The organism is Virgibacillus aidingensis, from assembly GCF_010994035.1.
Lineage (GTDB): Bacteria > Bacillota > Bacilli > Bacillales > Amphibacillaceae > Virgibacillus_N.
This window is the reverse complement of sequence record NZ_WIXN01000037.1, coordinates 1-10,422: the sequence shown is the minus strand read 5'-3', so window position 1 is coordinate 10,422 and position 10,422 is coordinate 1. Positions and strand designations below refer to the sequence as shown.

The window sequence follows — 10,422 nt, the reverse complement described above, 5'->3', positions numbered from 1 at the left end:
ATTAAGTCTAAATAGAGTATACAACTAATCCCACCTGCATAAGTAGGTGGGATTTATTTGACGCTTACAACTAAAGAATTACCACCAGTATCTGCCAGCACAGTATAATCAGTAATCGGTACTGTAAAGAAAGCAATAATTGCAGCAAGCAGTATATTAAAGTATTTTTTCATTCTGTGTTCTCTCCTTTAAGATTAGTTAGTTCCTTGCAGGCCGTAACTTCCAAATTACAAATAAAGCAATTCCTGATCCAAGCACTAAGAAAGCATATAGTGCAATTGATGAGTTATCGCCGGTTGGCGGGTTTTCTACTGCTCCCCCGCTTGCTTCGCTACCGTCATCATCTGACTCCTGTTCTGCAGTTGATCCGGCTTGTGGTAATTCACTAACATCAAAAACAGCTTGGGCTGAAGGCTGGAAATTCTCCATATTCATTTCTGGAACATTAATAGTCATATCCATATTAACTGGCTGGGAGAGATCACCATCTACTCTGAATTTAACAACCCGAATATGATTTTCTGTATCTTCACTGACGACCTCCACCGGACCTGATGGTACAGAAAGGGATTCAACATAATTACTTCCTGTAATGGATAACTGAATATGCTGTACGCTATTTTCTACAGTTAGTGTCGCTGGCTTTGTAAAATAACCGTCTGAAAGTGATGTATTGTCAGTTCCATCCTCTTTCACTTCATAATCTACCTCATACGTACCATCTGCAATTTGTGCAGACACAGGTGTTACAAAAAAGATTGCTAAAATTATTGCCGTAATTGACGTTAATATGGGAAATCTAATTTTCATCCTCTTTTCCTCCTATCAGTTTTTAAGTAAAAGCTGCCCTTAACTTCTGCCGAGCTAATAAATAACTAAATAAGAAAACTTTACAAAGCATAAATACAAAGAGATTCCTATGAAACCTACCAGCTTAGATGATTTTTTATGCTCGACAAATCCCACATGTACGAATAAGGGTTTTTGGAACAATAAACGATGAATACACAAAAACGACATATTAACAAATTACTACTATTAAAAATGTACTTTTTGCTGTACATAACTACACTGTCTTTCGTATTTATGTAATTCATTGAGTATTGTTCAGCTGTACATGGCTAGTATAATATAGCGTTAAAATTGAGGTTGTGATTAAAATCACGTAAGAGGAAGGTTTATTTTTTTCAGGTTTCCTTTACCGATAGATATTAGGATTGATCTTAACTTCATATATTTCTTCTCTATCACACCAAAGCAATGCACAAATAAAAAAAAGCCGTATTAAACACAGCCAGGACGACAGAATATAATAGGAAAGGAATCCCGATTGTTTTATGACAACTTTTCAACTTTTATTCTTAATGAATGTCTAGTGGTATAGAGTCACAGTTTTTTTACAGAGAAAAAAGAACGAAGCTAGATCCCGCCGCAAAAAATCTTTTAGAAAGTGAAAATAAAATTATATAAGTTGAAAGGAACCCTTAAATGGAGTACATTTATCGAAACTGTTATATAAAATAAAGGAGGATTTTCACTATGTCTGCTGATTTATATCAAAAAGAAAACACAAAGCATTTGGCTCAATTAAAAGATTTGGCTCCGGAACAATTAAAGGAATTTAATGAATTTAATCATGCTGTTTTTAAAGATGGGGCATTAACAGTAAAAGAAAAAGAAATCATTGCTGTTGCAATCACCCATGTGACCCAATGCCCATATTGTATTGACGCACACACAAAAAATGCCAAAAAAGCAGGAGCAACTTTGGAAGAGCTGGCAGAAGCTGTATTTGCAGCTGCCGGGGTGGAAGCTGGGGGCACCGTTACTCACAGCACCCACTTGCATGGGGCAAAAGATAAAGAGGCATCTGATGTACTCTATGCCCGGTCCAATTTGAAGCATTTAGGACAATTAGGCAAATTTGCACCTGATGGTTTTAAAGGCTATCAAGCATTTAGCAGCGCATCTGTAAAAGCAGGGAAATTAAGTGCGAAATTTAAAGAAATTATTGCCGTTGCTGTAGGGAGTGCTACGCAATGCCCTTACTGCATTGACGTACATACAAAAAATGCGGATCGCCTTGGCGCAACAAGTGAAGAGCTGGCTGAAGCCATCATGGTCACTTCCGCAATACGTGCAGGCGCTTCATACGCTCACATGGCTAATTTGATCCAGAGCTTTCAGGATGGAGAATAAGCAAAAAATATCTTAAGTAAATTATACAACTGGCATCAATAAACAATACTGCTTCATTACCACATTTTTATTTGCTTCCATTAGCAAAGATAATAAAAAAGACCTCACAAGTTTATGCATTCAACTTTGTGAGGTCTATATTCTGCCGGTTACTCAGGGCAGCTCTGATGTCTTTAGCCTCTTCCGGGGTAACCGTTGGGATTTTCCTGATAAAGTAATAATGCTTTATCATACAAAGCATAACCATAATAACTTTGACAAATATCATGTCCACATAGATGACAGAAAATATAATGAAAGCATCGGCGATGAGGTTGATGCGAATTTTTTCTTTTCTTGTCATGCCTTTATTTTCGCGAAGCCGTACAACATATTCTTTATAAAAAGTTGTTCCCTTAAACCAATTTTCCACTCTTTTGGAGCTTTTCCCAAAGCAAAAAGCAGCGAACAGGAAAAACGGTCCGCCCGGCAAAACAGGTAAAACTGCACCAGCTACGCCAACCCCAAATGAAATAAAGCCTAACACAACAAAAATAACACTCTTTATATTTTTTATGGTAATCCACCTTACCTTATTTTTGATCTTATATGCCGCCGAATGAAGACAGCAAAATACTTCCACTGACATAATTATACAGTGAAATCAGCTTTAATTCAAAGAAACAATTTTGAATAATCAATGACATTTCATAAATTATTGCAAAATAGATACCGGGTAGAGAGCGTCGCGATATCCCCATTTTTTCCCTATCTGCTATTATAGTTTTTCGTAAAATCCTCCAGTACCTGCTGGTATTCTCTTACAGAATCCACGTACACCAGTTCTTTGTCACCATGCCAATCATAACCTACCGGGCCGAATTCCACAGCAGATCCTCCGTACTCTGTAAAATACTGGCCATCATTTGACCCATGCTGCCCAAAGATATTTACCCTTTCCAGGTCGGTTTGATTTTTTACCGATTCTGCCAAAGCCTGTACATATGGGTTATCTTCCTTTGTTTTAACCGGTCCCTTGCTTTGGTGAATCTTTACCTCTCCATCAGTAACCTCCTCAATTTGTTCCAGAATGTCATCGGGAAATTGATTTGGCAAGTACCTGATATCCAGTGACATCTTACAGCTTTCCGGGACTTTATTATATACGGTGCCAGCTTTTAATTTAGCCAGATTAATGGACGGTTTCTCAAACATGGACGAGGACTCTTCTGCAAAAGGGAGCTTAAGAATTTGTTCAAAGATTTTATACGCATTCGTAATGGCATTAACTCCCTCCCAGGGACGGCTTCCATGTGCCGGTTTGCCGCGGATATTAAAATCCAGCTGCAGCACACCTTTTGATTGTATCGCGATTCCCATATGCGTTGGTTCTCCGCAAATAATGAAATCGCCCAAATACCCATTCTCCGTTAAAAACCGGGTACCATGGTTTCCGCCCGTTTCCTCATCAGGTACAATTTGCAGCATGACTTTGGTTGATAAATTACTTTCCTTCAGCTGGGCAACCGTCTCCATCATGGATGCCACGCCGGCTTTCATATCCACAGAGCCGCGGCCGTACATCTTTCCATCATTAATGTACGGCTCAAACTGATATTCTTCTGCTTCAATCACATCTATATGCCCATTAAAAACGATGGTATTTTCTCCATTGCCAATCTCACAGACAAGCATCTTATAACCTTCATTTTCCAATTTATCAACGGGCAGCCCCTGGTCTTTCAGCCATGCTTCACAATAATCCATCGCTTTATTTATTCCCGGTTTCTCCGAACTGTCTATTTCTATAAGTTTTTCAAGCAATGGAATTGGATCACCCATCTTAAACCTCCTATCTATTAATTATTACTTAAAAATATCCTTTACTTTATTTGCATCTATTTGTGCTACGACATCATGGCGAGCGAGTTCCATATCTGAATTCTGTGTCAGCCACTCATCTTTTACCTCTTTGCCAGCCGCAAGGGCAACAATTGCAGCAGGAATATTTGCACCTGCTTTATGGGTAAAAGAGTAACCGCCCCCAAAACGGGGATTAATATCAATCACATAATAATTTTCTCCATCATCATATACATCCGCATTCATATAGCCGGCATGGCCGAGGTTTTCACCAGTTCTTTTCGCAATAGCTTGTAATTCAGGCTCGTTTACAGTAATAGTGCGGTCCACGTCACCGCCCCGCATAGCCAATTGTTTTCGGACAAAGGAAGCCAGATGATTTCCTTCCAGGTCATTGAACATATCCACACTGAATTTATCTCCTTCAATCACTTCCTGTATAATCATATTATCATCGGGCTTTTTATAAGTGGCTTCATTTAAAGATGTTTCCTTAATCTCTTTTACAGCATGCTCGTAAGCAAATTTCATATCTTCCACACTATAAACGAATTCGATCCCAATGGAAGCAGAACCGTTACGCGGTTTAACAATTAGCGGAAAGAACACCTCTTTTTGTTTCAATGCCCTCTCTGCATCTTCCAGATTAAGATAGGAAAGGGGAGCCTTCACATCAAAACTTTTAAGCAGTTCACGGTACTTTCCCTTGTCCCGCACCTTATTAACCACAGGCAAATCCGGCGCAAAAACGGAAATACCCATTTCTTTAAATTTCTCTTTATGGGCGGATATTTTGGGAATTTCCAAATCATTTAATGGAACCAGACAATCCACCTTATGTTTCCTGCAAATTTCAAAAATCCCATCGATAAAACGAGGGTCTGTTTGATGCGGGATTACATAGCTTTCATCTCCCATTTGCAAAGACGGTGCATTATGCTCGGGATCCGCCGTGATTACTTTTCCACTTATGCCCACACTTCTCAGCGCATCATGAAAAAAACCTACAAAATCGATTCTTCTGGCACTTGATGTCATTAAAATATTCATGCTGATACACCTCTTATCTGTTAATGGGTTTTATCTAAATCGTTTTCCGGGGATTCTTTGCAGGCGAATGGAAGACTTTTTTGTCAGCTTTCACCGGCAGCTTTATTGCGATACATGTGTTTGTGCAGATTTTTTCATTATTGCCGAGCTGTGTTGTTTGATTTTCTTATTAGTGATAATGATTTTTTTCTTGAAATATCAATAATACCCTAAAAGACTCCTCCTTTTTATACACCTTTTGGGAACTTGGATAATATACAATATCCTAAAAAAACCGATTTAAAACCTGCGAGGGAGGATGTGAGCTTTTTAATAGGCTCCACCCTGTTTATCGGGATGCGAATTGATGTAATGGAAGAATTGTAAAATATGCATGGGGTAAGCAGTATATAGATGAAGCATGGGGGGCTCCACTTAGAATGCCATTAAAAAAGAGAAGCCTGAGCCAATAAAAAAGCAGGATTCTAATCATCCTGCTTTTTTGCTTGGCCTCAAAAGGGCTTATCTCAGTAGCTTTCAACCACCAATATTAAAAGATGTCTTCTAAATATTTGGCAGCTCCTTTACATTTCTTTTACGACAATTTGGTCGCGTTTATTTGTCTGGTAGGCATCAATCATAAGAAAAACTGCTGTAATAATATGCATAATCCAGCCTACAACAGGAATCCATCCCACTACTGATGTAATAATTCCCAAAACACTTCCATGGATCCTGCGTTTTTCATTAATGGAAAAAATTAAAGTAATAATATGTAGTGCAAGCATTACAACTAATGGCGTCCACGCCAGACTGACGATAACAGTACCGCCAATAATGGGAATAGCCCAAACAGCTTCCAGGCCCCCAGTGACCCATTTCAAGATTGTCGATACTTTCAATAAACTCACCTCCATTTCAAGCAGATTTGTGCTGATAAAATATACCTGATTATATTTTACCATACCGTACAGTAAAGAACCTTAATTTATTAGAAGTTTCCAAGCGGACGGTATACTTGAGATTACCTTGTCGTGTATAAGTCTTAAGCAAAACCTGTCTCTTTTTCACTATGTTGAAGGGCCCATTTTTTTGGTTAACACGGTCTTCCCTATTTCCTGCCTCTCCGGCCCATTTGGCTGAGACCCATCTTGATCAGTTCTCTAAATAATCCTTTAATGCTTCCAAATCTTTTTCATATGTTTTTTTAAAAGACCCGGCAGTCAGCTTGCCAAATAACTTTGACAAACCAGTAACACCCTTAATCTCGCCATTTAGTATAATCCGGGAAACCTCCCCTGACGAAGTGATTTGATATGTAATAATATATTCTCCCTGCCCCGTTGTACTTTTAGTTCCATCACAGCGAAGTACAACTTTTTCCGGTTCAGAAAGCTCAACTACCTCAAAATGCTCATATGCTTCTTTATTAAACACCTTCCTTGTTTCTTTCAACTCACTTCCAGGTTTGATTGGTCCATCATCCAAACGTTCTATCCGGACTATTCCCTGTTTCCAATGATGCGCAGCATTAGAATCAAGTATACTTTCAAATACTTCTTCTTTGGGCACCTGAATTGTTTGTTTCACTTCAAAATGCAGACTCACGTTGAACCCTCCTATCAAACGTATTTTATATCGGCCAGTAGGTGCTTGAGCACTGAATTCATTGTCCTTGTCTACCCAATTTAGACTTAACAGCCATTTACTTCATTATTTTATCTTCCCGCTAACAGCAAAAATCATAAGGATGTAAAGGCGGTTTGGCAGCATATCTCCATTTAGGTGTGCATGTGTGATCCCCCCAATGCCAGGCACCCAAGGCTGCTGCACAAGCATCAATAGCATGGGTCTGTTCAGCTGCTGTATCCGGAATTCCAATAAGCTGCTGCTGTTCAAACCATGGCAGGAGAGCTTTTCTCACTTGCAAATCTTGTTTATATGTTAAAACATCATTCATTTCTATGGAAGATAATCTGGAACCAATCACAGCGCCGGGGTGTACTTCTACAATTGAAACTGGGTTAGATGATGCTTGTCTTTCTATTTCTCTGCTGAGTCTAATTCCTCTCAACGTCAAATATACCATTCTATTAAATGTAGGTGCCATAATCGAACCAGGCTTCATTCCAAGTTCAACAATAAATTTTCTTAAGGCACGATCCGATTCCCTGTCTCCCCCTCCATCCTCATAAGACAAAGGAGCATCAATACCGATAACAACTTCATCCAGTTGAGATTGATCTGCAATTTCTTTTAAAATTTCTTCATCACTCATATGGTTTCTGCATTTGATAAATCTCAATTGACTATCTGCTGCTTCAAACACCATGAGTACCGTATCCCTGTGATTCTTCGGCCCGGATAAATCAATCCCTACAACTCTCATCAAATCCCCCTTTCCACGATAAACTTCTAATCCCGGCAAGTGAGATCATTACATTGGCATCACCGGCCGGAATGCACTTTCCTGCTTGATTTGTTTCCTTTGAACATAATACCATTTCTGTCCTTAAGAGAACATTATTTTTAAATTTATGCTGATTATATCAGGGATTCAAATTTTCGATTTATAAAACAGATACAGAACTGTTTTTATGAAACCAAGTATAATGAAGAGAAAAAACACACATTAAAAGTTTGTGCGCTCTCCGACTGGTTAGAGCAAATGCTGAACAGACACTGATTGACGCAGAAATATCTCTTCATGCTTCAGAATAATCAGCTGCTTAACATCACAGGCAAGGAACATAACTTATTTTTAATGCAAACTTCCTCGTTGTTACCCCCTGTTGATTTATCCGCAGTTAAATGAAGGTTTTTCTTCGTGACAGAATTTCACCTCCAACCGCCTGTAGCATAAGAAAAAGAGCCCCGCAGGACTCTTTTTCTTATGCTGATACAAATTCCGCTTTATTCATGGCTTCCTGAGCATCTGCACCCACATATGAAGCAACAGAAAATACTAAAGCTATTCCAAGTGCAACAGCTGCTATTTTCTTTTTCATGGCTTCGCCTCCCTTCTCAGAAATTATATTCACTGTCAGGGGAAAAATATCCTCTTTGTTGGTAAAAATAACAACCAGCCAGTCCTTCAGCCTCTTCTTGAGTCTCTACGGTCAGTTTAAAACAGACCTTATTGGGATTACGGGTAAATTAGTATTTTTTTCAGTTACGTTATTTCTTTGCCTTTTTTTCTAATTATTACTTGAAGTTAGAGATGAAATCAAAGTCATAATTATTTTTCACATGGATAGAGCGGAAGCTATTAGCCGATCATATATGTCGTCTCCTGTATAAATTATTCTTAATTACTATTTCTACATAATTGTATGATTGCCATGCATTGCCAGATTTTACTTATAAGCGTCATGAAAGTGGCTGGAAAAGAAGATGAAACAATTTCTATAAATATGTATTAGTGTGTTGGAAATGTGTAGCATAACTTAAAAACATATGCTTTATCGTTCCGATTTTTTTTGACTAAAAAAATAATCCCTAAACACTGTCTTAACAACGTTTAGGGATTTTATATTCCAACTCAGTCTAACCAAAAATACCGGTGGTCGGGGTCGAACCGACACGTCCCGCAAAGGACATGGGATTTTGAGTCCCACGCGTCTGCCAATTCCGCCACACCGGCATATGAAGTAGTGGAGGCGGTAACCGGATTCGAACCGGTGGTAAAGGATTTGCAGTCCTCTGCCTTACCTCTTGGCTATACCGCCATGTTAAATAAGAAGAGAGCGGAAGACGGGATTCGAACCCGCGACCCCCACCTTGGCAAGGTGGTGTTCTACCACTGAACTACTTCCGCATCTGGCTGGGCCACTAGGATTCGAACCTAGGATACACGGGATCAAAACCCGATGCCTTACCGCTTGGCTATGGCCCAATTATTATTATATTATGGGGCGACCGGTGGGGATCGAACCCACGTATGCCGGAGCCACAATCCGGTGCGTTAACCACTTCGCCACGACCGCCATAAAAGAATGGCAGGGGTAGTAGGAATCGAACCCACATCAAAGGTTTTGGAGACCTTCGTTTTACCATTAAACTATACCCCTATTATATGAGATTGTAAGTGGTGGAGGGGGGCAGATTCGAACTGCCGAACCCTGAGGGAGCGGATTTACAGTCCGCCGCGTTTAGCCACTTCGCTACCCCTCCAAATGAAAAATACAATAAAATGGTGGCTCGGGACGGAATCGAACCGCCGACACAGGGATTTTCAGTCCCTTGCTCTACCGACTGAGCTACCGAGCCGTATTATATTGTTAAGAAATCATATATAAGTGGCGGTCCGGACGGGACTCGAACCCGCGACCTCCTGCGTGACAGGCAGGCATTCTAACCAACTGAACTACCGGACCTTATCTTAATTTAAAATATACTACACAGAGCTTGAATTAGCATAAAATTTTATCCAACATAATTTCAAACTAACTTTGAAGCGCTCAACGCAGTAAGTTGAATTGTTTTGGTTGCGGGGGCAGGATTTGAACCTGCGACCTTTGGGTTATGAGCCCAACGAGCTACCAGACTGCTCCACCCCGCGATATGAGAGAAATATTAAATTACACTTAGATGCTTACCATACTATTACTTTAAAAAATAAGCGCTCATAAATTTAAGCAAATGGTGGAGGATGCAGGGCTCGAACCTGCGACCCCTTGCTTGTAAGGCAAGTGCTCTCCCAGCTGAGCTAATCCTCCATGTTGGTGACCCGTACGGGATTCGAACCCGTGTTACCGCCGTGAAAGGGCGGTGTCTTAACCGCTTGACCAACGGGCCATTTTTATATGGTATGTAAAAGTGGCGGAGAGCGAGGGATTCGAACCCTCGAGGCCGTGATAACGGCCTACACGATTTCCAATCGTGCTCCTTCGGCCACTCGGACAGCTCTCCATGTGGCTCCACAGGTAGGATTCGAACCTACGACCGATCGGTTAACAGCCGATTGCTCTACCACTGAGCTACTGTGGAAAGAAAATTATCAGCCTGGCGGCGTCCTACTCTTGCAGGGGCAAAGCCCCAACTACCATCGGCGCTGGAGAGCTTAACTTCTGTGTTCGGCATGGGAACAGGTGTGACCTCTCCGCTATTGCTACCAGACTTTTAGGAAAAACATATCTTTACCAGCAGTCACCCGCAAATTCAGTGACAACCATTATTATAATTGTTTTCTGCAAAAAATCAAGTAAAATTACATTACTATGTATAATTTTATACCTTGAAAACTAAATAAGAGCATAGAACGACATATTTATTGGTTTAGTTAAGTCCTCGATCTATTAGTATCCGTCAGCTCCACGTGTCACCACGCTTCCACCCCGGACCTATCAACCT

General features: G+C 40.2%; 8 protein-coding genes, 14 tRNA genes and 1 rRNA gene. 1 reads left to right on the top strand and 22 read right to left on the bottom strand.

All coding sequences use genetic code 11. The features are described 5' to 3' along the window. Nucleotides 1-198: 198 nt before the first annotated feature. Nucleotides 199-810, bottom strand: a complete 612-nt coding sequence (locus tag GHD25_RS19490; RefSeq protein ID WP_164220000.1) for an NEAT domain-containing protein — start codon at nt 808-810, stop codon at nt 199-201. 729 nt (nt 811-1,539) lie between these two features. Here GHD25_RS19490 and GHD25_RS19485 point away from each other — a divergent pair. Continuing rightward, a complete protein-coding gene (locus GHD25_RS19485; RefSeq protein WP_164219994.1) occupies nt 1,540-2,199 on the top strand; it encodes a carboxymuconolactone decarboxylase family protein in 660 nt (219 codons plus the stop codon). Nucleotides 2,200-2,311: 112 nt separating this feature from the next. Here GHD25_RS19485 and GHD25_RS19480 read toward each other — a convergent pair whose 3' ends face one another. The 21 genes from GHD25_RS19480 to rrf all read right to left on the bottom strand — a co-directional run bounded on the left by GHD25_RS19480 (nt 2,312) and on the right by rrf (nt 10,188). Further along, nucleotides 2,312-2,827, bottom strand: coding sequence for a YbaN family protein (locus GHD25_RS19480; RefSeq protein WP_240452445.1), 516 nt, complete (start codon nt 2,825-2,827; stop codon nt 2,312-2,314). A gap of 119 nt (nt 2,828-2,946) precedes the next feature. Further along, entirely contained in the window at nt 2,947-4,020 is a 1,074-nt protein-coding gene (locus tag GHD25_RS19475; RefSeq protein WP_164219992.1) for a M20 family metallopeptidase, read from the bottom strand. 24 nt (nt 4,021-4,044) lie between these two features. Continuing rightward, entirely contained in the window at nt 4,045-5,091 is a 1,047-nt protein-coding gene (locus GHD25_RS19470) for an ATP-grasp domain-containing protein (RefSeq protein WP_164219990.1), read from the bottom strand. Nucleotides 5,092-5,654: 563 nt separating this feature from the next. Further along, entirely contained in the window at nt 5,655-5,981 is a 327-nt protein-coding gene (locus GHD25_RS19465) for a hypothetical protein (protein WP_346426807.1), read from the bottom strand. 244 nt (nt 5,982-6,225) lie between these two features. After that, nucleotides 6,226-6,678: an SRPBCC family protein gene (locus GHD25_RS19460; RefSeq protein ID WP_164219988.1), complete on the bottom strand. Its 453-nt coding sequence runs from the start codon at nt 6,676-6,678 to the stop codon at nt 6,226-6,228. 121 nt (nt 6,679-6,799) lie between these two features. Further along, nucleotides 6,800-7,459 (bottom strand): DUF429 domain-containing protein, encoded by a 660-nt coding sequence (locus GHD25_RS19455; protein ID WP_164219986.1) that lies wholly within the window; start codon nt 7,457-7,459, stop codon nt 6,800-6,802. A 1,168-nt stretch (nt 7,460-8,627) separates the two neighbouring features. Then, nucleotides 8,628-8,713: transfer RNA gene (locus tag GHD25_RS19450), tRNA-Leu, on the bottom strand. Between the two features lie 11 nt (nt 8,714-8,724). Next, nucleotides 8,725-8,798: transfer RNA gene (locus GHD25_RS19445), tRNA-Cys, on the bottom strand. Nucleotides 8,799-8,815: 17 nt separating this feature from the next. Next, nucleotides 8,816-8,887: transfer RNA gene (locus GHD25_RS19440), tRNA-Gly, on the bottom strand. 3 nt (nt 8,888-8,890) lie between these two features. Beyond that, nucleotides 8,891-8,965: transfer RNA gene (locus GHD25_RS19435), tRNA-Gln, on the bottom strand. 15 nt (nt 8,966-8,980) lie between these two features. Further along, a tRNA-His gene (locus tag GHD25_RS19430) sits at nt 8,981-9,056 on the bottom strand. Nucleotides 9,057-9,066: 10 nt separating this feature from the next. Further along, nucleotides 9,067-9,140, bottom strand: a tRNA-Trp gene (locus GHD25_RS19425). 18 nt (nt 9,141-9,158) lie between these two features. Then, nucleotides 9,159-9,243: transfer RNA gene (locus GHD25_RS19420), tRNA-Tyr, on the bottom strand. 20 nt (nt 9,244-9,263) lie between these two features. Beyond that, nucleotides 9,264-9,339: transfer RNA gene (locus GHD25_RS19415), tRNA-Phe, on the bottom strand. A gap of 30 nt (nt 9,340-9,369) precedes the next feature. Further along, a tRNA-Asp gene (locus GHD25_RS19410) sits at nt 9,370-9,446 on the bottom strand. A gap of 108 nt (nt 9,447-9,554) precedes the next feature. Further along, nucleotides 9,555-9,631, bottom strand: a tRNA-Met gene (locus tag GHD25_RS19405). Nucleotides 9,632-9,712: 81 nt separating this feature from the next. Continuing rightward, a tRNA-Val gene (locus GHD25_RS19400) sits at nt 9,713-9,788 on the bottom strand. Between the two features lie 4 nt (nt 9,789-9,792). Further along, nucleotides 9,793-9,867, bottom strand: a tRNA-Glu gene (locus GHD25_RS19395). 22 nt (nt 9,868-9,889) lie between these two features. Then, nucleotides 9,890-9,981: transfer RNA gene (locus tag GHD25_RS19390), tRNA-Ser, on the bottom strand. Between the two features lie 3 nt (nt 9,982-9,984). Then, a tRNA-Asn gene (locus GHD25_RS19385) sits at nt 9,985-10,059 on the bottom strand. Nucleotides 10,060-10,072: 13 nt separating this feature from the next. Further along, nucleotides 10,073-10,188, bottom strand: a 5S ribosomal RNA gene (gene rrf, locus GHD25_RS19380). Nucleotides 10,189-10,422: the final 234 nt, after the last annotated feature.